Below are 23,418 nucleotides of genomic sequence, written 5' to 3'. Positions count from 1 at the left end.
GCCTGACCCGGCCCGGGTCAGGCGTGCGGGACCACCGCGACAGGGCAGACCGAATGGTGCAGGACCGCGTGCGCCACCGACCCGATCCGTGCCCCCACCGCCGATTCGCGGACCCGGCGGCCGACGACGAGCAGTTGCGCGTTCGATGCGGCGCTCAGCAGCACGTGGCCGCCACTGCCCTGCTCCACGTGCTCGACGACTTCGACCTCCGGGTGCTTCAGCCGCCACGGCTCCAGTGCCTGCTCCAGCGCGGCCTTCTCGTACGTCTCCAAGCCACCGGACGACCTCGCCCTCCTCCGGCAAGGCCACCGGCCTGCCGTGCGCGGAGCGTACGGAGACGACGGGGCACTCGGCGGCGGCGATCACCTGCCGGCCGTACGAGCCCAGCAGGAAACCGACCATGATTCCCTGCCCGCGCGTGCCGATGAGCAGCATCTCCGCTTGCTTGGCGGCGTGCAGCAGGGCCGGCACGGGCGCGTCGGAGAGCACTTCCGCGGTGAGGGCCCCGGTAGCGGTGGGCGAGCTCGCTCTCGACTTCCTTCAGAACGTCATCGGCGCGGCGGGCTTCGGTATCGCGGTCCTGGACGACCGGGGCTGCGAGCGGCTGCCACAGCCAGGCGTGGACCACGTGCAGCGGCAGGTCACGCCGTACGGCTTCCCGTGCGGCCCAGTCCGCCGCGGCCCGGCTCTGAGGGGATCCGTCCACTCCGACAACCAGGGTGCGCTTCACAAGTCTGTCCTCCGTCGTGATGCCGGGGCATCGGGGTCGACCGTCAGGGGAGCGGCGCCGGCCGGGGGGACCGGCGCCGCTGAACCCAGCCTCGCCGCTGAGGGTTCTGGCCCGCAGGGGCCGACAGTCCCTCACCCAGGGCCGGTCCTCCCCTCCCGATGGCTGCTCGGGGAGCGCAGTGTGGAGGCATCGGCTCAGTCGAGGAACGTCCCGGACCGTCGCACGCAGGAGCGGGCATGACCACGTACCCCATCCCGGAGCTCGACGCGCACTGGCGCGCCGCCAACTACCTGGCAGTCGGCCAGATCTACCTCATGGACAACCCCCTGCTCACCGAGCCGCTGCGGCCGGAGCACATCAAACCGCGGCTGCTCGGCCACTGGGGCACCTCCCCCGGCCTGAACCTCGTCCACACCCACCTCAACCGCGTGATCAAGGACCGGTCCCTGCGCTCCCTGTGCATCTGGGGTCCGGGGCACGGCGGCCCCGCCGTCCTCGCCAACTCCTGGCTGGAGGGCACCTACACCGAGACCTACCCGGACATCACGCGGGACGCGACCGGCATGGCGAAGCTGTTCCGTCAGTTCTCCTTCCCCGGCGGTGTGCCGAGCCACGTGGCCCCCGAGACGCCCGGCTCCGTCCATGAGGGCGGCGAGCTCGGCTACTCCCTCGCCCACGCCTACGGAGCCGCGTTCGACCACCCCGGCCTGCTGGTCGCCTGCGTCATCGGGGACGGCGAGGCCGAGACGGGGCCGCTGGCGGCGTCCTGGCATTCGAACAAGTTCCTCGACCCGGTCCATGACGGCGCGGTCCTGCCGATCCTGCACCTGAACGGGTACAAGATCGCCAACCCGACGGTACTGTCCCGCATCCCCGAGGACGAGCTCGATGCGCTGCTGCGCGGATACGGGCACGACCCGTTGTACGTGACCGGCAGCGACCCCGCCCTGGTGCACCAGGCCATGGCCCGCGCGATGGACCACGCCCTGGACCGCATCGCCGCCATCCAACAGGAGGCGCGTGCGCCGGGCGCCGGTCCGGGCCGGGAGTACGCACACTGGCCCATGATCGTCCTGCGCACCCCGAAGGGCTGGACCGGACCCGCAACCGTCGACGGCCGACCGATCGAGGGCACCTGGCGGGCGCACCAGGTCCCGCTCGCCGAGGTGCGCGAGAACCCCGCACACCTGCGGCAGTTGGAGGACTGGCTGCGCTCGTACCGGCCGCAGGAGCTGTTCGACGCCGACGGGCGGCCCTGCGAGCAGGTCCTCGCTTGCGTCCCGCGGGGCGATCACCGCCTGGGCGCCGTCCCGTACGCGAACGGCGGCCGGCTGCTGCGGCCTCTCCCGCTGCCCGCCCTCGACACCCACGCCGTCCCCGTCGACAAGCGGGGCAGCAGCCTCCACGAACCGACCCGCCTCCTCGGGCACTTCCTCACCCGGATCATGCGCGACACCGCCGAGCGACGGGACTTCAGGGTGGTCGGTCCGGACGAGACCGCCTCCAACCGGCTGGACGACCTGTACGACGTCACCGGCAAGGCCTGGCAGGGCAGCACCGATCCCACGGACCGGAACCTGTCCCGGGACGGCCGCGTCATGGAGATCCTTTCCGAACACGTCTGCCAAGGCTGGCTGGAGGGGTACCTGCTCACAGGACGACACGGACTCATCTCCACCTACGAGGCGTTCGCCCACATCGTCGACTCCATGGTCGGCCAGCACATCAAATGGCTGAAGACCTCGCGCGACCTGCCGTGGCGCGCACCCATCGCCTCGCTCAACTACCTGCTCACCTCGCACGTCTGGCGCCAGGACAACAACGGCTTCTCCCACCAGGACCCCGGATTCGTCGACCACGTCCTCAACAAGAGCCCCGAAGTCGTGCGGGTCTACCTGCCGCCGGACGCCAACACCCTCCTCGCCGTGGCCGATCACGCCCTGCGCAGCCGCGACCAGGTCAACGTGATCGTCGCCGGGAAACAGCCCTCCTTCGACTGGCTGCCCATCGACGAGGCCCGCATCCACGTCACGCGCGGCGCCGGCGTCTGGGAGTGGGCGGGAACGGACGACGGCTCCCGCGATCCGGACGTCGTCCTCGCCTGCGCCGGCGACGTACCCACCATGGAGGTGCTGGCCGCAGCGGCCCTGCTCCGCGAGCACCTCCCCTCGCTGGCCGTCCGGGTCGTCAACGTCGTGGACATCGCCCGCCTGCTGCCCCATGAGGAACACCCGCACGGCATGACGAACGCCGAGTACGACGCCCTCTTCACCACCGACAAGCCGGTCGTCTTCGCCTACCACGGCTACCCGTGGCTCATCCACCGCCTCGCCTACCGCCGGACCGGCCACTCACAGCTGCACGTGCGCGGGTACAAGGAGTCCGGCACGACGACCACCCCATTCGACATGGTCGTGCGCAACGACCTCGACCGCTACCGGCTCGTCATGGACGTCATCGACCGCGTCCCCGGGCTGGCCGGGCGCGTCGAGGGACTGCGCCAGGCCATGGCCGACCAGCGCACCCGCCACCACGGCTGGATCCGCGAGCACGGCACCGACCTTCCGGAGGTCGCGGACTGGTCCTGGCCGTACTGAGCCCGTACCGGACCGCGCCGCCCTGGGGACTCGTCCGAAGACGACCGCGCCCACCTCGTCCATCACTCGTGCACCACACGGCGGCCGGTGAGCCGGACCGGGGTGAGCTTCATCCAGTGCGCCCGGGCGCCGCCGGCCCACGGGTGGGACCGGGCCGTGGCGTTCAGGTGGTGGAGGTCTTCCGCGTCGGCGACGGGCGCCAGTTCGCCCACGGCCAGGACGCTCCATCCGCTTGCGGTGACGTCGTCGATGTTGTCGATCTCGAAGGCGGCCTCGGTCCCCGCTGCTCTGGCGGCTGTCGCTCCCTCAGCGGTCCGGAAGGCGATGTCGGATCCCGCGACCAGGTAGTTGACCGGGAGCACAGCCGGGCCGTCCGGGAGGAAGACCGCGATGCGACCCACACCGTGAGTGGCAAGGAGCCGTCGGCATTCGGCCTCGTCCAGCGGTACGAGCGAACTGTCGCGCCGGGCGGTGGACCCGCCGGGTACGCGTTCGGCGCTCGCCCCGGTCAGGTCTTCGACGGTGACGCCGAGCGCGTCGGCGATGCGGAGGAGGGTGCTGATGGCCGGGGATGCGGCGTGGTCCTCCAGATAGGCGATGTAGTTCGCGTCGGCTCCGCACTTCTGGCCGAGTTGCTCGCGGCTCAGGCCGAGTGCGTTCCGGCGGACTGCCAGGCGGCGGCCGAGGTCGGTGCGTCCGGCCGTCTCGCCGGACTGTTGCGGCTGGGTGCCCGGAATGCTCTTCATGGCACTCACGCTTCCTGCGGCACGGTGACCGCGCTGTGCTGCGGTCCGCCGAGCACGACCTTGAGGGCGCCGGTTTCGCCGGCGCGGGAGAAGACGTCGTAGGCCTCTTCCATCTGGTCCAGCTCGAAGCGGTGGGTGACCATCGCGGCCCCGGGGAGGCGGCCCGCGGCCATCATGCGCAGCAGCATGGGGGTGGAGTGGGTGTCGACGAGGCCCGTGGTGATGGTGACGTCCTTGATCCACAGGTCTTCGAGGTGGAGGACGGCCGGTTTGCCGTGCACGCCGATGTTGGCCACGCGTCCGCCGGGGCGGACCATCCGGGTGCACAGCTCGAACGACTCCGGGACGCCGACCGCCTCGATGACCACGTCGGCGCCCAGCCCCTCGGTCAGGTCCTCGACCAGCCGCTCGGGCTCTTCCTGCGCGCTCGCGGTGGCGTCGGCACCGAGGTCACGCGCTGCGGCGAGCCGGGAGGCGGCGAGGTCGACGGCGACGATGCGCCCGGGGCTGTAGAGCTGGGCGGTGGCGATCGCGGCCAGGCCGATGGGGCCCGCTCCGACCACGACGACGGTGTCTCCGGGGCGCACGTGGCCGTTGAGGACGCCCACTTCGTAGGAGGTCGGGAAGATGTCCGCGAGCAGGACCGCGTCGTGGCCGGCCAGGGCACTGGGCAGCGGATAGACGGAGAGGTCGGCGAAGGGGACGCGTACGTATTCGGCCTGGGTGCCGTCGATGGTGTGCCCCAGGACCCAGCCACCGCCCCCGCGGCACTGGCCGTAACGACCCTCGCGGCAGAAGCGGCAGCGACCGCAGGCGGAGATGCAGGAGATCAGGACACGGTCGCCGGGGCGGACGCTGCGGACGTCGCCGCCGGTCTCGACCACGGTCCCGACGGCCTCGTGCCCGAGGATCCGGCCGGGTGTCACCTCGGGGACGTCGCCCTTGATGATGTGCAGGTCGGTGCCGCAGATGGTGACGGCGTCGACCCTGATGATCGCGTCGGCGGCGTCTTTGATCGCGGGGTCCGGGACGTCCTGCCACGAGGTCTGCCCGGGCCCTTGGAAGACGAGTGCCTTCATGACTGCGGCCTCTCTGTGCTGCGCGGGAAGGGGTCACCGCCAGGCTGTGCCCACAGGCCTCCGTCCCACATGGGCCGGTCGGCCCCCTCCAAGGGGCCCTGTGGGGTCTCCCTGCCGCGGCGTGGTGGGTGCGACGGTGGTATCCGGCACCCGTCCCGAAAGGAGGGCCGCCGCCATGTCCCAGCCGGCCCCGCCTCCCGCCTCCCGTCCGGCGCTGCTGAGATTCCTCGGCGGTGTCCGGACGGTCACCGGCAGCAAGTTCCTCGTCGAGAGCGACCACGCCCGGGTCCTCGTCGACTGCGGGCTCTTCCAGGGTGTCGCTGACCTGCGCCGGCGCAACTGGGACAAGCTCGCCTGCGATGCCCGCGACATCCACGCGGTCGTCGTCACGCATGCCCATCTGGACCACTGCGGCTACCTGCCCCGGCTGGTCCGGCACGGCTTCCGCGGTCCCATCCTGGCCACCGCCGCCACGGCCCGTCTCGCCGAGATCGTCCTCCGAGACAGCGCCCGCCTCCAGATGGAGGCTGCCGAGCACGCCAACCGGCACGGCTGGTCCAAGCACCGTCCCGCCAAGCCGCTCTACGACGATGACGACGTCGACCACGCGGTGAAGTTCTTCGACCCCGTACCGGTGGGCAGCGAGGTCAAGATCATGGGCGGCACGAGGCTCACCCTTCACCACGGTGGTCACATCCTGGGCTCGGCATGGGCCCACCTGACCGGTGGAAGGTCAGCGCCGTCGCAGTCATCGAGGGCGAAGCCCGTGTCGTCGGCGTGGTCTCCGAGGCCGACCTGCTCCCCAAGGAAGAATTCCACGAGCACCGCCCCGGCATGATCGAGCAGTTGCGACGCCTCGGCGACACGGCCAAGGCCGGCTCGGTCCGCGCGGAGCAACTGATGACCGCCCCCGCCGTCACCGTCCACCCCGACGCCACGCTCCCCCAGGCCGCCCGCCTCATGGCCGACCGGCACATCAAGCGGCTCCCGGTGGTCGACTCCAACGAAACCCTCAAGGGCATCGTCAGCCGCTCCGACCACCTGAAGGTCTTCCTCCGTTCCGACGACGAGCTGACCGCCGAGATCCGCCAGAGCGTCGTCGAGCGCCTCTTCCCGCTTTCCCACAAGGCCGTCAAGGTCACGGTGTCCCGAGGGATCGCCACCCTGACCGGGGAGGTCAGGGACGGCAACCTGATCCCTCTGGCCGAACGCCTCACCCACTCCGTCGAAGGCACCGTCGACGTCCACTGCCGGCTCGTCCCCGCATCACCGCAGACCGCCTCGGCGACAGGACCGGTCAGTCCCCACCGGCCGCCGCCTCGTAGGCGTGGTCAGCCGAGGCGACCTGCTGACCCCGCGGCCTGATCCGGCCCGTTCCAAAGACACCCCTAGGCGCGCCGCAGTTCGCAGCTCCCGTTGGTGCAGGAGCGGCGCAGCCGCCCGGCCGAGACGGTCTCCGCGAGGCCGATCGCCCAGCACATCGGGCAGCCGCGCAGGGCGACCAGGCCGACCGGGGCGAGCAGCAGGCTCGCCGGACCGGCGAGCGGCAGCAGGGCCAGCGATCCTACGAGCGCGCCGAACCCGACGGCTCCGCGGGCCAGATGGCGCGGGACGGTGGCGCTGGCGAAGCCGCCGCGTTTCGGCGCGCCGGTACCGGCGGCGCCGGGCGGGGAACCGGGCCGGGCGGTGCTCGTCGTCGTGCTCGGGTCAGGTGTCATCGTCGTCTCCCCTCGTGCAGGCCCGTTCTTCGCGCAGCGCCTCGCGCAGCGCCGAACGGGCGCGGTGGAGGCGGGATTTCATCGCGGCGGTGCTCAGCTGGAGCCGGTCCGCGACGGTGCGGCCGGGCAGGCCTTGGATGTCCCGCATGACCAGCACCCGTCGCTGGTCGGCGGGAAGGGCGGCGAGGGCGGCTCCGACACGCTCGGCTTCCAGGCGCAGCAGGACGTCCTCCTCGGCGGACCGCGCGGTTCCGGCGGACGCGTCGTAGTCGTCCGGCGACTCGTACCGGCCCGGCCCGTCGTGGCGGCCGGGTCCGTGGTACCGGCCCGGTCCGTCGTGGCGGCCGGGTCCGCCGCGGCTCGGGGAGGCCGCTCCCCGGGGGAGCAGGTCGCGGGTGCGGCGCAGGCATTCGTTGCGGACGATCCGGAACATCCACGACGCCAGGGCCCCGGAGGCCCGCAGCGTGCCGATCTTGCGGTAGAGGATGATCAGCGCTTCCTGGGCGGCGTCCTCGGCGTCCTGGGGTGTGGCGCACAGCGTGTGCGCGAAGCGGCGCACGTGCGGGTACGAGTCGTACACCAGAGCGGTGAGCGCCTCCACGTCGCCGTGCTGCGCCGCGGAGACCAAGGTGGCGCCGGGCCAGGTGCGGTCAGCCACGCTTCCCCCTCCGGCGACGCAGCAGCGTGACGGTGCACGCGCACAGCAGCAGCGCCGCGGCCGCGGCAATGACGACGGTGGTCATGTGGGTCCTCCCGGTGGGGTGCGGGGCGGACGCGGTCGTCCGCACACCTATGAGAGGCACGGTGGGCGCGGAAGGATTCGCCCCGCGCCGAGAAATGTTTGGGCCCGGCAGCGTTCAGGGCCTGCGGAGTGCCGGCAGATGTGGTGACCTCATGGGCGAGGGACCTTCCGCGGGCTCAGAGCGTCTCGCTCAGCGAGTCCGCCAGCCGGCGCCGCGCAGTCCGGGTGGCGGGCAGGACCGCCGCCAGTACCGCACCCAGCACCGCTCCGACGATCACCGTCAGCAGCACCGGCGGCGATGGCAGCTGGGCGATTCCGGCGCCGATCCCGCTCGATGCTCCTTGCGCGTCCACGAGCCAGCTGCCGGACACCGCGCCCACCACCGTTCCGACCACGACGGAAACCAACGCGGTCAGTCCGGCGGCCGTCACGATCATCGAGCCGATCTGCCGGGGCGTCAGGCCCATGGCCTTGAGTGCGAGGAGGTCCCGGCCCCGGTCGCGCACCCCCGCACCGATCAGCGTCAGCAGCTCGATCAGGCCGATCAGCGCCAGTACCGCGATCAGGGCGGCGATCACTCCGCGTGCCGGTTCCAGCCCGTCTGCCGGATTGGGCGTCTCCCGGACCTCCAGCGTTCCCCCGGCCGCCTCGGCGAGCGTGTTCCTCACGGCCCGAGGGTCCGCACCCCTGCGCAGCACCAAGGCGTGGAAGTGGGGCCGCAGCTGGGGATCGCGCTCGCGCAGCGCGTCCATGGTGGTGGTGATGACGCGGCCTCCGGAATCCGGCTCGATGGTCCGGCCGACGAGGTGCAGTATCTGCGGACGTCCCTCGACGGTCATGCGTACCCAGTCGCCGACCCGTACGCCGAGGAGGTCCAGCAGCCCCTGCCCGGCCACGGCCTCGTCCGGGCCGCCGACCGCCCGCCCCTCCACCACCGCAGAGGGGTACGGGTGTGCGGTCGTACCCAGCCCGCGGAGCGTGATGGTGCCGGTCTGCCCCGGCACCAGGGCGGCCATCTCCGCGCCGGGATGGACCGCGGCGATGTCCGGGATCGCCGCCAGGGTCTTCTCCAGCTCCGTGTCCGACTGCCCGGCAGGCCGTTCGGCCCGTACGGTCAGGGCCGCGGGCAGCCCCATCTGCGCGGGCCGGCTGCGGAACTGGTCCAGCGTCGACCACGCGACGAGCGCGACCGTGATCAGCACGAGCGGCAGGGCCAGCCGGCCCACCGATGCCAGCGTCCGGCCGCGTCGCGGGAACGCCGCGCGCCACCCGAGCACCAGGGCGGCAGGCACCCGTATCCCCAGCGCCCGCCTGCCCAGGGCGGTCATCGGCGCGGCGGTCGGCAACGCCGCGCGGGCCGCGGGCACCGGCGGAACCCGCCCGGCCCGCCACGCCGCGATGCCCGTGGCGGCCGCGATCAGCAGCACCGCGCCGCAGGGGACGCCGGTCATGAGCGCCGCGTGGCCGGGCAGGTCCTGCCAGACCGCTGCCGCTTCCCCGACCCGGCCCGGTATCCGGGCGCCCACCAGGGCGATCGCCGTCGTGCCGAGGGCCACCCCGATCAGCGCGAAGGCCAGATGCTGTACGAGGAAGCCGCGGGCCACTTGGGCGGGGGTGAAACCGATGGCCTTGAGGACGGCTATGTCGCGAAGCTGGCCGCGAACGCGCGTACCGATCGCTCCGGAAGCAGCCATTGCGGCCGCTACCAGCGCACCGAGACCGAACACGGCGAACATCTGCCCGAGGAGCCTGTCGTCACCGCCCGCCTCCGCCCGGGCCTGCTGCCACTTCGTGACCTGGGCGACCCGGTCGGCACCCAGGACGGTCACGGCGCGCTGGACCATGAAGTCGGTGTCTTCCGGATCTTTGAGGCGCAGCCCGACGCTCTGCCCGGTGTCCGAGGGGGCGATCGTGTCGAGGGCGGGGGGAAGCACCCAGCCGATGCCCGGTGCGCCGCCCGGTTGGTAGCGGGGCTCGGCCACCTCGGCGATGCCGGCCACCCGCAGTTCGTGCGGGACGCCGTCCGGTCCGGTGACCCGCACCGTCTCGCCCGGCTCCGCCCACAGCGCCCGCGCGACGGAATTCTCCAGCACGACGGCCCCGATCCCGCCCCCGGCCCCGGCCCCGCTGTCGGCCGCGGCGAGCCAGCTGCCCGCGGTGAGGAGCGGCCGTCCGGTCTCGGGGGGCTGCACCGAAGTCGCTCGCAGTGTCACCCCGGCCCGCGTGCCGCGCGATTCGACCGTCGTCGCCGCCGTGCGGTAGGGCCCGGAGAGGGCCGCGACCCCGTCCAGCCGGCCCAGGGCGTCCACGTCAGCGGCCCCGGCACGGGTGTGCAGCCAGATGTGCGCGCCCTGAGACTGGTTGAAGATCCGCTGCCACGGGTTCGCGGCATAGCTGAACATCGCGCCGGCGAGCAGGAGCGAAGCGATGATCCCGGCGCTGGTCAGGACGACGAAGAGGGCTTCCCCGCGGTGCGCGCGGAAGTCGGCGTGCGCCCAGCGCAGAGTGGCCCGCACGCTCACTCCTTCAGTTCGAGTACGCGGGACACGCCGCCGGCCGGCCCGCGGCGTCCGTCACCGAGCTGGGCGTCGTCGGCGATGCGGCCGTCGAAAAAGCTGATGACGCGGTCGGCGGCGCTGGCCATCCGGGCGTCATGGGTGACCATCATGATCGTCTGGCCGCGCTGGTGGAAGCGGGAGAGCAGCCGCAGCACCTCCCGGGTGCCCTTGCTGTCGAGGCTGCCGGCCGGCTCGTCGGCGAGCAACAGCGCGGGATGGTTGACCAGGGCGCGGGCGAGCGCCACCCGCTGCTGTTCGCCGCCCGAGAGTTCGCCGGGCATCGAGCGTTCGCGACCTTCGAGGCCCAGTTCGGCGAGCAGTTCGGCACGGGACTGGCGCGCGGACTTCGGGGAGGCGCCGGCGAGCAGGGCGGGCAGTTCGACGTTGTCGGCGACGGTGAGGTTGGAGACCAGGTTGAAGAACTGGAAGACGACTCCGATGCTGCGGCGGCGGAGCACCGCCCAGCGGGCCTCCCGGTACGCGTCGACGCGCTCTCCGCCGATCCACAGCTTCCCGCCGTCGGGCCGCTGGAGTCCGCCGATCAGATGCAGCAGCGTGGACTTTCCGGCTCCCGACGGCCCGGTCACCGCGACGAACTCGCCGGGCTGGACGGTCAGGTCCACCCCGCGTACGGCGTGCACCGGCGTGCCCTCGCCGTGATGCGTCTTGGTCAGGCCCTCGGCCCGCACGATGGGCGTGGCAGGAGCGGTCGCGGCGTCCTCGCTCATTCCAGCTCCTCCTGACAGCGTTCCAGCCAGTCGAGGTCGGCCTGCAGATGCAGCATGGCACCCTCGATCAGCAGTTGGGAGATCTTGTTTTCGCGGTCCTCGGCCGCGGCCAGCTTCGACAGGTCCCGCATCGTATTGAGGTATTGCCGCCGCTGCTTGTTGATCAACGCGACAGGGTCGGCCAGACCCGACTGGGGCGCGAGGGCGAGTTTCATGAAGAACTCGTCCCGTACCCGGGGCTCCTCGGCGGTGTCGTCGAACCAGGCCAGTACGGCCTCTCGTCCGGCATCGGTCAGCCTGTACGTGCGCTTGTTCGGCCGGCCCGACTGCTCGACGTCCTCGCCTTCGATCAGGCCGCTCTTCTCCAGCCGGCCGAGGGTGACGTAGATCTGGCCGACGTTGGGCTGAGGGTACGCGGCGCCCAAGAGCTTCTCAAGGTCCTGCTTCAGCTCGTAACCATGGGCGGGGCCACGGGTGAGGAGTGCCAGGAGCGGCAGCCGCACTCGCTCCTCCTCCCTCCCGCTCGGTAGTCACCTGTTCACCCGGCAGCGGCCGGCTGGCGCCGCCGTCCTGCCCGTCTGCCGGGACGCGTCTAGTATCGCCCATGCCTAACGGGTATATATAAGCCCCGATGGTCGGCGGCGCAGCCGGATCGTGCACCGGGAGGAACCTATGCGGTGGATGCGTGCCGCGGGTAGGGCTCTCCTGGTCGTGGCGGTGGTGCTCGCGGGGTACTCCGGGTTCGGCGCCCGCGAGGGCCTCGCCTCCGATGGCCGCGGCCCCATGACCCTCGTCACGGCGGGCGACCTGACCGGCTACCTCGCCCCGCTTCTCGACGACTGGAACGCCGGGCATCCCCGCGAGCCCGTCACGCTCGTCGAACTGCCCGACTCGGCCGACGAGACCCGCGCCCAGATGATCAGCGAACTGCGATCGGGCAGCAACCGCTTCGACGTGCTGAACATCGACGTCGCCTGGACGTCCGAGTTCGCCGCGGCCGGATGGATCTCCCCGCTCGACCGCAGCCGCTTCCCCCTGGACGCGTTCCTGCGGCCGGTGGTCGACACCGCCACCTTCGACGGCAGGCTGTACGCGGTCCCGTACGTCACCAACGCGGGACTGCTCTACTACCGCAAGGACGTGCTGGACGAGGAAGGCGAACGACCACCGCGCACCTGGGCCGATCTGGTCCGCCAGGCGAGCACGATCGCCCCGAAGCACGGACTGGACGGGTACGCCGGCCAGTTCCTGCCGTACGAGGGGCTCACCGTCAACGTCACCGAAGCCGTCCACTCGGCGGGCGGTTCGATCCTGGGCGACGACGGCGCCCGCGTAACGGTCGACTCCGCCGCGGCACGCGCCGGGCTGCGGTTCCTCGCGGACGGCGTTCGGGACGGCTGGATCTCCCGGGATGCCCTCGGCTACAAGGAGGAGGAGTCCCGGCAGGCGTTCCAGGAGGGCCGTCTGCTCTTCCTGCGGAACTGGCCCTACGTGTACGCGGACGCGAGCGCGCCGGAGTCGAAGGTCGCGGGGAGGTTCGGCGTCGTGCCGCTGCCCGGACCCGACGGGCCCGGCAGCAGTGTGCTGGGCGGCTCCAACCTGGCCGTCAGCAGCCGTTCCCGCCATCCGGCCTCGGCGGCCGATCTGATCTCCTACCTCACGAGCGAACGGGTCCAGCGGAAGGTGCTGACCGAGGGCTCGCTCCCCCCGGTGCGCGCCGCGCTCTACGAGGACCCCGAGCTGATGCGCGCCTATCCCTACCTGTCCACGCTCCGCCAGAGCGTGCTGGCGGCGGTGCCGCGCCCCAAGAGTGCCTGCTACGACCAGGTGAGCCTGGCCGTACAGGCCGTGGCGCAGGACCTGATGGCGCGGCGCGAGACGCCTGACCAGGCGGTGGCGCGGCTTGCGCGCGAACTCGGCGGCGTTTCCCGCACCGACTGATCCCACACGAACCCTCCTTCAGCGCGTCTACTTACATGTTAAGTAGGCGCGCTTCTTCGTGCATCTCCTCACTTGGGGACAAACCACCCCAGCTTCTCGCTGTTTCTGGACACATCGTTGACACCTTCCAGTCGCTGCTACTTAACATGCATGCATAACAGCGCACCTGATCCAGGGCGCTCTCGCATTCAGCAGAAACAGGTCGACGCGAGATGCTCAGCACCCTTCCGGCCGGCACCGGCCACCCCTCCCCCAGCGCCACCACGCCCGACTCCTGGTGGCGCGACGCGGTGATCTACCAGGTCTACGTCCGCAGCTTCCTCGACAGCACCGGGGACGGCATCGGCGACCTGGCCGGCGTACGCGCCGGACTTCCCTACCTCAGGAAGCTCGGTGTCGACGGCATCTGGCTCAGCCCCTTCTACCCGTCGCCGCAGCACGACCACGGCTACGACGTGGCCGACTACTGCGGTGTCGACCCCGTGTACGGCGACCTCGACGAGTTCGACCGGCTGGTGGCCGACGCCCACCGCCTCGGCCTGAAGTTGCTGCTCGACATCGTCCCCAACCACTGCTCCAGCGAGCACCCGTGGTTCCGCGAGGCGCTCGCCGCAGAGCCCGGCAGCCCCCTGCGCTCCCGTTTCCACTTCGCACCCGGCCGCGGCCCGGAGGGAACGCAGCCGCCCAACAACTGGCGCGCCATGTTCGGAGGCCCCGCCTGGAGCCGGACCACCGGGCCCGACGGCACTCCCGGAGAGTGGTACCTGCACCTGTTCACGCCCGAGCAGCCGGACTGGAACTGGCGCGACCCGGCCGTGGGCGTCGAGTTCGAGCGGGTACTGCGCTTCTGGCTGGACCGCGGTGTCGACGGCTTCCGCATCGACGTCGCCGCCGGGCTGTTCAAGCACCCCGACCTGCCCGACTCGGACGACCCCGGGGCCGACGAGCGGGCACGCGACTCCGTCAACCAACTCGCCTGGAACCAGCCCGAGGTCCACGGCGTGTGGCGCCGCTGGCGCACGGTGTGCGAGGAGTACTCGGCCCGGGACGGCCGCACGCGGCTGCTGGTCGGAGAGGTGTCCGTACCGACGGCGCGCGAACACGCCGAGTACGTCCGGCCCGACCGACTGCACCAGGCGTTCTTCTTCGACCTGCTCAGCGCCCCCTGGGACGCCGATGCCTTCCGTTCGACGATCACCGTGGCGATGCGCGACATCGCCGGCACCGGCTCCACCGTCACCTGGGTGCTCAACAACCACGATCAGGTCCGCACCGTCACCCGCTACGCGGGCGAGCCCGGCGTGGAAGGCAGCGGACTGGGAGCCGCCCGCGCCCGCGCCGCCGCCCTGCTGATGCTCGCCCTGCCCGGAGCGGCCTACGTCTACCAGGGGGAGGAGCTCGGCCTGCCCGAGGTCCTCGACCTGCCCGACGAGGTGCTGACCGACCCGATCTGGCACCGCACCGGCAGCCGCAAGCGGGTCCGGGACGGCTGCCGGGTGCCACTGCCCTGGTCGGGCCACGCCTCCCCGTTCGGCTTCAGCCAGGCTGAGGCCGGCGCCAAGCCGTGGCTGCCGCAACCGGAGTGGTTCGCCGAGCACGCCACTGACCGCGCCCTGGCCGACACCCGCTCCTTCTGGCACCTCTACCGCGAGGGCCTCCAGCTGCGGCGCAGCCTGCCGCAGCTCGGCGACGGCACCCTGCGCTGGCTGGAAACGCCCCCACAGGTGCTGGCCATCGTCCGGGGCGACGGCTTGGTCTGCGCGGTCAACTTCGGCACGGAGGCGGTGCCCGCCCCCGTCGCAGGGACCCCGCTGCTCGCCAGCGCACCTTGCCCGGACGGAGTGCTCCCGGCGGCCACGGCCGCCTGGTGGACGTCGGAGTGCCCCGCTCCCTGAACCCGCGCGGTATCCCCTGTGCCGACGCAACTCCCCTTGCGGTGATGCCGGATGCGACTCCGCAGTTCCGGACCGACCCCCTCGAAGAGAAGGACCCCACCATGCGACGACCCAGCAAGACCACTCGACGGACAGCCGCCACCGCGTCGGCAGCCCTCGCCCTCGCTCTCGGAGCCACCGCCTGCGGCGGCACCGCCGCACCCGCGAGCGGCGGCGAACTCAGCGGCCAGACCGTGACCGTGGCGGGTGTCTGGACGGGCAGCGAACAGAAGAACTTCAAGAAGGTCCTGGAAGCCTTCACCGAGAAGACCGGCGCCAAGGCGGTCTTCGTCCCCTCCGGCGACAACGTCTCCACGTTCGTCGGAAGCAAGATCGAGGGCGGCAACGCTCCCGACGTGGTGATGATCCCCCAGGTGGGCGTGCTCCAGCAGTTCGCGAAAGCGGGCTGGCTCCAGCCCCTGTCCGAGGAGGCGGCCCGGACGGCCGGCTCCACCCTCTCCCCGGTCTGGAAGGACTACGGAACCGTCGACGGCACGTACTACGGCCTCTACTTCAAGGCCGCCCACAAGTCCACCGTCTGGTACGCCCCCGACGCCTTCACCCAGGCCGGAGTCGACGAGCCCAAGAGCTACGCCGACCTGTTGAAGGCCGGCCGTGCCCTCGCCGACTCCGGCCGCCCCGCCTTCGCCGTGGCCGGCGAGGACGGCTGGACCCTCACCGACTGGTTCGAGAACGTCTACCTCTCCCAGGCAGGGCCGGAGAAGTACGACCGACTCGCCCAGCACAAGCTCCCGTGGACCGACGACAGCGTGGTGAAGGCCCTCACCACCCTCGGCGAACTGTTCAAGGACAAGCAACTCGTCGCCGGCGGAGCCGAGACGGCGCTGCGCACCGACTTCCCCTCCTCGGTCGAGCAGGTATTCGGGCCCGCGCCCAAGGCCGGCATGGTCTATGAGGGTGACTTCGTCGGCGGCGTCGCCAAGGACCAGTTCGGCAAGAAGCCGGGGCAGGACGCCAAGTTCTTCCCGTTCCCCGCGGTCGACGGAGGCAAGGCACCCGTCGTCAGCGGCGGGGACGCGGCCGTCGTCCTCAAGTCGGGGAAGAACGGCAAGGCGGGTATGAGGCTGCTCGAATTCCTCGCCGGCCCCGAGGCCGCTGAGGTCTGGGCCGGCGCGGGCGGCTTCCTGTCCCCGAACACCAAGGTCGACTTCGGCGCGTACGGCGACGACACCACCCGCAGCACCGCCCGGTCGCTCGTCGAGGCGGGCAACTCGGTCCGCTTCGACATGTCGGACCAGGCCCCGGCGGCCTTCGGCGGCACCAAGGGCGCGGGCGAGTGGAAGCTCCTCCAGGACTTCCTGCGCGATCCTTCGGATCCGCAGGGCACGGCCGCGAAGCTCGAGGCCGAAGCCGCCAAGGCGTACGGGAACTGAGGCGGCCCCCATGGCTGACACCCTGACCGCCCGCGCCGCGGCCGATCCCCGGCGCCGGGCCCACAACAGGAAACGCCGCCTCGCGGTCGTCTTCGTACTGCCCGCCCTGCTCCTGCTCGGCGCGCTGGTCGTCTACCCGGTCGTCTTCTCCTTCTGCCGCAGCCTCTTCGACGCCAGCGGCGACCGCTTCGTCGGAGCCGGGAACTACGTGGCGATCGTCCACGATCCGGCCACGCTCAAAGCGATCCGCAACAGCGCGATATGGGTCGTCGTGGCCCCGACCCTGCTGACCGGACTCGGACTGATGCTCGCCGTGCTCACCGAGAAGGTGCGCTGGGCGACCGCGTTCAAGCTGACGCTCTTCCTGCCGATGGCCGTCTCCTTCCTCGCCGCGGGCATCGTCTTCCGGCTCGCCTACGAGCAGGATCCCGGCCGGGGCGTGCTCAACGCGGTCGTCGTCGGTGTCCACGACACCTTCGAGGACACATCCGCATATCCGACGGCCCGTATCCGCGAGGGCCAGGCCCTGACGGGGAGCGCGGGCGGCCCCTACAGCACCGCGAAAGCGACGCGTCCCGGCGGCTCCGTCAACCTCGGCCTCGTCGGCGTTGCCCCCGACGCGGTGCCCGCAGGGGCGAAGCCCGCTGCCGCTGCGGCGCCCGGCCCCGACGGCATCGGGGGCGTCGTCTACCTCGACTTCGCCCCTGGCGGCTCCGGCAGGCCGGGCGAGGTGGACCGGGGCGAGAAGGGCCTGCCCGGCATGACGGTCGAGGCCGTACGGGACGGCCGGACGGCCGCGACCGCCACCTCCGCCGCCGACGGCTCCTTCCGCTTCACCGGGCTGGCCGACGGCGAGTACGTCCTGCGCCTGCCCGCGGCCAATTTCACGGCCCCGTACCAAGGAGTGAACTGGCTGGGCCCGGCCCTGGTGACGCCGGCCATCATCGGCGCCTACCTCTGGGTGTGGACCGGCTTCGCCATGGTGCTGATCGGGGCCGGGCTCGCCGCCATCCCGCGCGACGCGCTGGAGGCCGCGCGGATGGACGGTGCCACCGAGGGCCAGATCTTCCGCAAGATCACCGTGCCGCTGCTCGCGCCGGTACTCACCGTCGTCTTCGTCACGCTGGTGATCAACGTGATGAAGGTCTTCGACCTCGTCTACATCATCGCGCCCGGACCCGTGCAGGAAGAAGCGAACGTACTGGCCACCCGCATGTGGCTGGTCTCCTTCGGCGGCGGCAACAACCAGGGACTCGGAAGCGCCCTCAGCGTGGTGCTCCTCCTGCTGGTCGTCCCGGCGATGGTCTTCAACATCCGGCGCTTCCGAAGGAGTGCGGCATGAGCAGTCACGGCACCATCGAGCGCCGGGCACCACGGCGTACGACCGAGATCCCGCCCGCCCCCGCCACCTCCAGGCCCAAGCCGCCCCGCAAGGGCCGGCTGTCACGCCTGCTGAGCCGATCGGCCGTCCAGGCGCTGCTGCTCTTCGTCGCCCTGGTATGGATCACTCCGCTGGCCGGTCTGTTCCTGTCCTCGATGCGCTCCGAACGGGACAACGCCTCCGACGGCTGGTGGAACGCGCTCACCGACCCGTCCCAGCTCTCCCTGGACAACTACAGCGCCCTGCTGAAGGATTCCGGCATCGCGGCGGCCTTCGGGAACACCGTCCTGATCTCGCTGCCCACCACCCTCCTGGTGGTCGGCATCGCGGCACTCGCCGGATACGCCTTCGCGTGGCTGGAATTCCCCGGCCGGGACGGCATCTTCCTCGTGGTCGTCGGTCTGCTGGTCGTACCCGTGCAGATCGGGCTGTTGCCCGTGGCCAAACTCTTCGGTGCGGTGGGCCTGTTCGGCACCATCCCGGGAGTCGTCCTCTTCCACGTGGCCTACGGGCTGCCGTTCGCGATCTTCCTGCTGCGCAACTACTTCGCCGAGATCCCGCGCGAAATGCTGGAAGCCGCCCGGATGGACGGCGGCACCGAATGGCGGATCTTCTCCCGGCTCGTGCTGCCGCTCGGCCGCCCGGCCATCGCCAGCCTGGCCATCTTCCAGTTCCTGTGGGTCTGGAACGACATGCTCGTGGCGCTGCTCTTCGCGGACAGCGAGTCCCAGCCCCTCACGGTCGCCCTCCAGTCCCAGATGCGGCAGTTCGGAAGCAACATCGGGGTCCTCGCGCCGGGTGCGTTCCTGTCCCTGGTGGTGCCTCTGATCGTCTTCTTCGCCTTCCAGCGGCACTTCGTCCAGGGCGTGATGGCGGGCTCGGTGAAATGACGCCCCGCGGGGCGGCCAGGAGGAGGACGACGCCGAACACCGACGCGTCCGGGCCCGCGTCGAGCACTGCTTGCAGGGCCCGCCGTCTACAGGCCGAGCACCAGCAGGATGGTGAGCGTCGGCGGGACCGGCGCGATCCACCCCGCCCAGCGTCCCGCCGGGGCCAGTGCGGGGTGTCGCAGGGACAACCGGAAGGCCAACGCGAGCAGCGGGGTGGCCGTCCAGGACGCCCACCAGCCGGCCATGACGACCGCCGCGGTACGAGGGTGGACTTCCGCGGCCATCTGGGCCAGGCCACCGAAGAGAACGGCCACCGGGATCAGGGCCACCGACAGGGCAGTGACCCACATCAACACCCTGTCGGTGAAAGGGGCCTCGGCGGCGCGGTCGGTGGACGGGGCGGGGGCGGGGGTTGTCTCGTACATGGGTACAGCCAATCGCCTCCGACGCCGGTTCGCCTGCGCGGGCGTACTCAGGGCCGGCCGGTCTTCGTACTCATCATGCCCAGGCATCGGCACCGGCATGGGCACCGGCTCCGGGCTCGGGCTCGGGCCCGGGCCCGGGCCCGGAGCTGAGGGCCAACGCCGCCGTCGAGTCGCAAGCAGTCGGGATCGCCTTTCACAGCGCCAAGGCCTCCTGCTGTAGCTCTCCCAGGCAGGCAGGTTCTGCCGAACGACACCGTAGAGAGGGTTCGAGAGGCGCCGAACGGCGTCGGATCAGAGGGATGAGGTCAGTTCTCTGCGCAACCATGCGGGATCGGGGTTGACGTGCGGCCGGCCTGCCACCACGACCGTCGGGACGGTCTCGTCGCCACCGTTCGCCTCCCTCACCACCGCCGCTCCCACGGGGTCGCGCCAGATGTCGACCCAGTGCAGCCGGCGCGCGCTGCGGCCCAGCCGGATCCGCAGGCGCAGGCAGTACTTGCAGCCCGCCCGCCAGTAGACCACCGGGCGGCCGTCGACCGCGCTGCGGCGTTGCGCCTCCACCGCGCCGACCGAGCGGGGGAACGCCAGCGGCGAGTGCAGCCCTGCGAGCAGGACGAAGAACAGCAGCAGCGCCGTGGCGGCGGCGAGGGACCCCCTGACGGCCAGCACGGCCGCAACGAGTGAGCCGCAGGCCAAAAGCAACGTCGGCAAGATCCAAGCGCGCATCATGATGTCGCAGGTTATCGGTGGAACGCGTTCTGATGATCGACAGCCCTGGCGCGCGACGCCACCCGTCAGCATCAGCGGCCGGTCTCAACCCGCGGGGCCCCGCCACCCCTGCCGGCTGCATTGCAGGAACAGTGCGGAGCAGCCACGCCCCGACACGCCGTTACGGGGCGGGGTATCGACCTCGTGCGGGGCGCGCAAGGTCGTGCGGCAGGCGCAGGACGGGTTGAACCCGCGTCCGTGCTGCCGCCCGACCTGCCCCGGCCGCGCACCCTGGGCCACCTGCCCGCGCGGCGGCGGCCGCGTCCCGAGCCGCCTGCGTGGCCGATCGGGCGCAGCATCGGGGCCGACGGGCTGCCTGATCAGCGCAGACCGGCGAAGAGATCGTTCTCCGGTATGGCCGCGCCGGTGGTGTCCTGGACACGTACGAAGGTCTCCATGCCCATCAACTCGCCGAACCTCTTCTTGCCCATCCTGAGGAAGAAGATGTTCTCGCCCTGACTGGCGTGCGCGGCCAACGCGTCGAACTTCTGACCGCTGAAGGCGGTGGTGTCCACCCACGTGGTGATCTCATCGTCGGGGAGGCCGATCTCGGCCATCGCGGCGGCCTCGGCAGGATCCGGCTCCGGCAGGTCCTCATGGAACTCGCGCATGATCTCGCCGAAGCGCTGCATCATCGAGCGGGGCATCGTGGTCCAGTACACCTTCGGTGCCAGCTCGGTCATCTCCAGCGCCGCCATCGTGATGCGGTGGGCCTGGATGTGGTCGGGGTGGCCGTAGAAGCCGTTCTCGTCGTACGTGACGACCACATCGGGTCGGTAGTGCCGCATGAGTTCCGCGAGTCTGGCCGCGCCTTCCTGGACGGGGGTCTGCCAGAAGGATCCGGGAGCGTCGTTGCTCGGCCAGCCCGCCATCCCGGAGTCGCCATAGTCCAGCATCTCCAGATCGCTGATCTTCAGGACGTCACAGCTCGCCTCGAGTTCTTGACGGCGCATCAAGGCGACCGCCGCCGAATCGTGCCCGGGATCGCCCGGCTTGACACCGCCCGGTCCATCACCGCAACCGCCGTCGGTACACGTCACGAGAACCGTGCGGATGCCTTCCGCCGCGTACCGCGCGAGGACCCCTCCGGTTCCGGTGGCCTCGTCGTCCGGGTGGGCGTGTACTGCCATGAGCGTCAAGGGCCGGTCAGTCATGAAACAGTCCTCCTGCAGGAATACGTCTTGGTCCAAGTGTGCGGCGGGCGTACCGCGATCTTGGGGACCTGATCCTGGCGGGGCGAACGACCTCGTGGTCTGCGTGTTCCCCCGTGCGGCGCCGGTCCCTCGGTCGATGCAACCGTGCGGGCCGGACCGGATGTTCCCGGCACACGGGGCGGGCACCGGAGCGGGGTGAGTCTCGCAGCAGCGTCAGGGCCGGGACCGGCTAAGCGCGCCGCCCAGCGGCTCCTCGTCGCCGAACTACCACCAGCCGCCGCGGGAACGCCAGATCGGGGTGGGCCGACCGGTGATCTTCCGGTGCGCGAGGACACCCAGGACGTACCAGATCTTGAAGTACCACCACACGAGCCATGCCTCGGCTACCAGTACGTAGGCACACAGTTTGATCGCGCCGGCAAGGAGGCCGAGGCCGCCGCTGCTGCCGCGGCTGCGGCCCGAGGTGAGGGGGATGGAGCCCGCCACGGACAGCGGACCAGGCAGCGGGATGGACCAACGCAGACGCACGATGTTTCTCCATGACGGCGGTACGGACCGGGCAGTGGGTGGCGGCGGCTACGGGCACCGCGCCCAGTTCCGATTCCCGCGCCCCACGAGGACCAACGCAAGACAAGATCATGAGTTACGGTGTCCGACTCACTCGGCGCGCACCTGGAGCCGCCGCCCCGGCGCCGTCGGCCCGGCGCCGTCGGCCCGAGCAGCCTCGGCGGTCCCGGCGGCCCGCCGGGTTTTCCGCCGCACGCCGCCCCCGGGCCGCTCACCGGCTCCACCTCGGGCGCGCCCCGGGAATCACCGACCCGCCCCCTCCTGTTCCGTGCGGCTCCGCTCCGTCACGGTCGGAGCCGCCCGGCACTGCCGCGCCGACTGCCGTGCGGCTCGATTTCCGTTCCTCAGCGGCGTACCCGCCCGGCCGCACCGGGCGGGTACGGGGCCGGCCTGGTCCCGGGCCGGGTGCTCACCCGTTCAGGGACTGCATCAGCTCCGGGGCGTAGCGGTCGCCCGAGACCACTCCGTGCGGGGCCACGGCGTCGATGGCGGCCAGCTCCGCGTCCGTGATCGTCACCGCCGTGGCGGCGATGTTCTCCTCCAGGTACCGGCGGCGCTTGGTGCCCGGGATCGGCACGGCGCCCTGGCGCAGCGTCCAGGCGAGGGCCAGCTGCGAGGGGGTGACGCCCTTCTCCGCGGCGAGGCGGCGCACCTGCTCGACGACGGCCAGGTTGCGGCCGAAGTTCTCGCCCTGGAAGCGGGGGTCCGTACGGCGGAAGTCGTCCGCCGCGAAATCGTCCGGGGTGGTGATCGCACCCGACAGGAAGCCCCGGCCGAGCGGCGAGTACGCGACGAGCCCGATGCCGAGCTCGCGCAGGGTGTCGAGGACGCCGTCGTGCTCGATGCCGCGCTCGAAGAGGCTGTACTCGGTCTGCACGGCGGCGAGCGGGTGCACGGCGTGGGCGCGGGCAATGGTGGCAGGCGCGGCCTCGCACAGGCCGATGTGGCGGACCTTGCCGGCGGCGACGAGCTCGGCCAGGGCGCCGACGCTCTCCTCGATCGGGACGTTCGGGTCGACGCGGTGCAGGTAGTACAGGTCGATGTGGTCGGTGCCGAGGTGACGGAGGGAGCGGTCGGCCGAGCGGCGGATGTACTCGGGGGTCCCGTTGTACCCGCGGAACGCACCCTCGTCGGTGAACTCGACACCCGTCTTGGTGGCGACGACGGCGGCGTCGCGGCGCCCGGCGAGGGCCTTGCCGAGGAGCTGCTCGTTCAGGAAGGGGCCGTAACCCTCGGCGGTGTCGAGCAGGGTGACGCCCAGCTCCAGGGCGCGGTCGATGGTGGCGAGGGACTCGGTCTCGTCGGTGGCTCCGTAGTGGGCGCTCATCCCCATCAGGCCGAGGCCCTCGGCGCCGACCTCAAGGCCCTGACCGCCCAGTGCGCGGATTTCCATGACGTACTCCTCCGTAAGTAACTAACTGGATAGTTTGACTATGCACCCCCTCCGCGCCGCATGTCAATAACCAGATAGTTACTTGCTAGGCTTCTCCCATGGCACGGGATTCCAGCGCGACCAAGGCACGCCTGCTCGACGCGGCGTTCTCCGAGTTCGCCGCGTACGGCATCGCCGGCGCGCGCGTCGACCGCATCGCCGAGGCCGCGCAGGCGAACAAGCGGCTCATCTACGTCTACTACGGCAACAAGGAGCAGCTCTTCGACGCCGTGCTCCAGCGAGCGCTGGAGACCGGCGCGGAGTCGGTCCCCTTCAACGCCGAGGACCTGCCCGGCTACGCGGGCGCCGTCTTCGACCACCTCGTCGCACAGCCGTCCCTCATGCGGCTCGTGGTGTGGAAGCAGCTGGAACGGCCCGGAGCCACGGACACGGAGTCGGCGTCGTACCGCGGCAAGATCGCGGTGGTGGAAGAGGCGCAGAAGGCGGGGTACGTCGACGCCGCGATGGACCCGGCCGACGTCCTGACGCTGGTGTTGGGCCTGTCCCAGGCCTGGTTCGGCGCGGTGGGCGGCCCGGCGGCGGGCGATTCGGGCACCGGCTGGGAGGCCGAGCGGCTCGCCCGCCACCGCGCGGCGGTCATCGAAGCCGTACGCCGCACCACGGCTCCGCGCCG

General features: G+C 71.4%; 21 protein-coding genes and 1 pseudogene. 9 read left to right on the top strand and 13 right to left on the bottom strand.

The features are described from left to right. Positions 1–17: 17 nt before the first annotated feature. Positions 18–730, bottom strand: a pseudogene (locus tag ADK52_RS39310) (universal stress protein). A gap of 236 nt (positions 731–966) precedes the next feature. On the opposite strand from ADK52_RS39310, the gene ADK52_RS20375 reads away from it, so the two are divergent. Next, positions 967–3,327, top strand: a complete 2,361-nt coding sequence (locus ADK52_RS20375; protein WP_053691268.1) for a phosphoketolase — start codon at positions 967–969, stop codon at positions 3,325–3,327. Positions 3,328–3,389: 62 nt separating this feature from the next. On the opposite strand, the gene ADK52_RS20370 is transcribed toward ADK52_RS20375, so the two are convergent. Beyond that, complete coding sequence (locus tag ADK52_RS20370; RefSeq protein WP_053691267.1) at positions 3,390–4,073, bottom strand: helix-turn-helix domain-containing protein; 684 nt, start codon at positions 4,071–4,073, stop codon at positions 3,390–3,392. A 5-nt stretch (positions 4,074–4,078) separates the two neighbouring features. Continuing rightward, complete coding sequence (locus ADK52_RS20365) at positions 4,079–5,152, bottom strand: zinc-dependent alcohol dehydrogenase family protein (RefSeq protein WP_053691266.1); 1,074 nt, start codon at positions 5,150–5,152, stop codon at positions 4,079–4,081. A gap of 175 nt (positions 5,153–5,327) precedes the next feature. On the opposite strand from ADK52_RS20365, the gene ADK52_RS20360 reads away from it, so the two are divergent. Both ADK52_RS20360 and ADK52_RS20355 read left to right on the top strand, forming a co-directional pair. Beyond that, positions 5,328–5,990: an MBL fold metallo-hydrolase gene (locus ADK52_RS20360; protein WP_324615932.1), complete on the top strand. Its 663-nt coding sequence runs from the start codon at positions 5,328–5,330 to the stop codon at positions 5,988–5,990. Next, entirely contained in the window at positions 5,930–6,517 is a 588-nt protein-coding gene (locus ADK52_RS20355) for a CBS domain-containing protein (RefSeq protein ID WP_324615931.1), read from the top strand. The genes ADK52_RS20360 and ADK52_RS20355 overlap by 61 nt, the downstream gene beginning before the upstream one ends. A 23-nt stretch (positions 6,518–6,540) precedes the next feature. On the opposite strand, the gene ADK52_RS43835 is transcribed toward ADK52_RS20355, so the two are convergent. The 5 genes from ADK52_RS43835 to ADK52_RS20330 all read right to left on the bottom strand — a co-directional run bounded on the left by ADK52_RS43835 (position 6,541) and on the right by ADK52_RS20330 (position 11,401). Then, positions 6,541–6,870, bottom strand: a complete 330-nt coding sequence (locus ADK52_RS43835; protein WP_234344080.1) for a hypothetical protein — start codon at positions 6,868–6,870, stop codon at positions 6,541–6,543. Further along, positions 6,860–7,528 (bottom strand): RNA polymerase sigma factor, encoded by a 669-nt coding sequence (locus ADK52_RS20345; RefSeq protein WP_053691265.1) that lies wholly within the window; start codon positions 7,526–7,528, stop codon positions 6,860–6,862. The genes ADK52_RS43835 and ADK52_RS20345 overlap by 11 nt, the downstream gene beginning before the upstream one ends. 260 nt (positions 7,529–7,788) lie before the next feature. Further along, positions 7,789–10,128, bottom strand: coding sequence for an ABC transporter permease (locus ADK52_RS20340; protein WP_053691264.1), 2,340 nt, complete (start codon positions 10,126–10,128; stop codon positions 7,789–7,791). 2 nt (positions 10,129–10,130) lie between these two features. Next, positions 10,131–10,898: an ABC transporter ATP-binding protein gene (locus ADK52_RS20335; RefSeq protein WP_053691263.1), complete on the bottom strand. Its 768-nt coding sequence runs from the start codon at positions 10,896–10,898 to the stop codon at positions 10,131–10,133. Then, positions 10,895–11,401 (bottom strand): PadR family transcriptional regulator, encoded by a 507-nt coding sequence (locus tag ADK52_RS20330; protein WP_053691262.1) that lies wholly within the window; start codon positions 11,399–11,401, stop codon positions 10,895–10,897. Before ADK52_RS20330 ends, ADK52_RS20335 begins: the two co-directional genes overlap by 4 nt. Positions 11,402–11,570: 169 nt before the next feature. Here ADK52_RS20330 and ADK52_RS20325 point away from each other — a divergent pair, with 169 nt between their 5' ends. From ADK52_RS20325 to ADK52_RS20305, 5 genes are all read left to right on the top strand, one after another. Next, complete coding sequence (locus ADK52_RS20325; protein WP_053691261.1) at positions 11,571–12,839, top strand: ABC transporter substrate-binding protein; 1,269 nt, start codon at positions 11,571–11,573, stop codon at positions 12,837–12,839. Positions 12,840–13,051: 212 nt separating this feature from the next. Further along, positions 13,052–14,734 (top strand): glycoside hydrolase family 13 protein, encoded by a 1,683-nt coding sequence (locus ADK52_RS20320; protein ID WP_078988477.1) that lies wholly within the window; start codon positions 13,052–13,054, stop codon positions 14,732–14,734. Positions 14,735–14,835: 101 nt separating this feature from the next. Further along, positions 14,836–16,167 carry an ABC transporter substrate-binding protein gene (locus ADK52_RS20315; RefSeq protein ID WP_053691312.1) on the top strand — a complete coding sequence of 444 codons (1,332 nt, stop codon included), beginning with the start codon at positions 14,836–14,838 and terminating at the stop codon, positions 16,165–16,167. 10 nt (positions 16,168–16,177) lie between these two features. Then, positions 16,178–17,509 (top strand): carbohydrate ABC transporter permease, encoded by a 1,332-nt coding sequence (locus ADK52_RS20310; protein ID WP_053691260.1) that lies wholly within the window; start codon positions 16,178–16,180, stop codon positions 17,507–17,509. Further along, entirely contained in the window at positions 17,506–18,438 is a 933-nt protein-coding gene (locus tag ADK52_RS20305; RefSeq protein WP_078988476.1) for a carbohydrate ABC transporter permease, read from the top strand. Before ADK52_RS20310 ends, ADK52_RS20305 begins: the two co-directional genes overlap by 4 nt. 86 nt (positions 18,439–18,524) lie before the next feature. Here ADK52_RS20305 and ADK52_RS20300 read toward each other — a convergent pair whose 3' ends face one another. From ADK52_RS20300 to ADK52_RS20280, 5 genes are all read right to left on the bottom strand, one after another. Next, positions 18,525–18,863, bottom strand: a complete 339-nt coding sequence (locus ADK52_RS20300) for a hypothetical protein (RefSeq protein ID WP_234344077.1) — start codon at positions 18,861–18,863, stop codon at positions 18,525–18,527. Between the two features lie 291 nt (positions 18,864–19,154). Next, positions 19,155–19,592 (bottom strand): glutaredoxin domain-containing protein, encoded by a 438-nt coding sequence (locus tag ADK52_RS20295; protein WP_053691258.1) that lies wholly within the window; start codon positions 19,590–19,592, stop codon positions 19,155–19,157. A 359-nt stretch (positions 19,593–19,951) separates the two neighbouring features. Further along, entirely contained in the window at positions 19,952–20,785 is an 834-nt protein-coding gene (locus ADK52_RS20290) for a PIG-L family deacetylase (RefSeq protein WP_053691257.1), read from the bottom strand. A gap of 264 nt (positions 20,786–21,049) precedes the next feature. Next, positions 21,050–21,313, bottom strand: coding sequence for a hypothetical protein (locus ADK52_RS20285; RefSeq protein ID WP_053691256.1), 264 nt, complete (start codon positions 21,311–21,313; stop codon positions 21,050–21,052). 448 nt (positions 21,314–21,761) lie between these two features. Further along, positions 21,762–22,745: an aldo/keto reductase gene (locus ADK52_RS20280; protein ID WP_053691255.1), complete on the bottom strand. Its 984-nt coding sequence runs from the start codon at positions 22,743–22,745 to the stop codon at positions 21,762–21,764. 98 nt (positions 22,746–22,843) lie between these two features. Here ADK52_RS20280 and ADK52_RS20275 point away from each other — a divergent pair. Beyond that, a partial coding sequence (locus ADK52_RS20275) for a TetR family transcriptional regulator (protein ID WP_053691254.1) occupies positions 22,844–23,418 on the top strand: 575 nt, incomplete at its 3' end.

It is taken from the genome of Streptomyces sp. WM6372, from assembly GCF_001279655.1.
In the GTDB taxonomy this organism is placed as follows: Bacteria; Actinomycetota; Actinomycetes; order Streptomycetales; family Streptomycetaceae; genus Streptomyces.
This window is presented reverse-complemented; position numbering and strand designations above follow the sequence as displayed.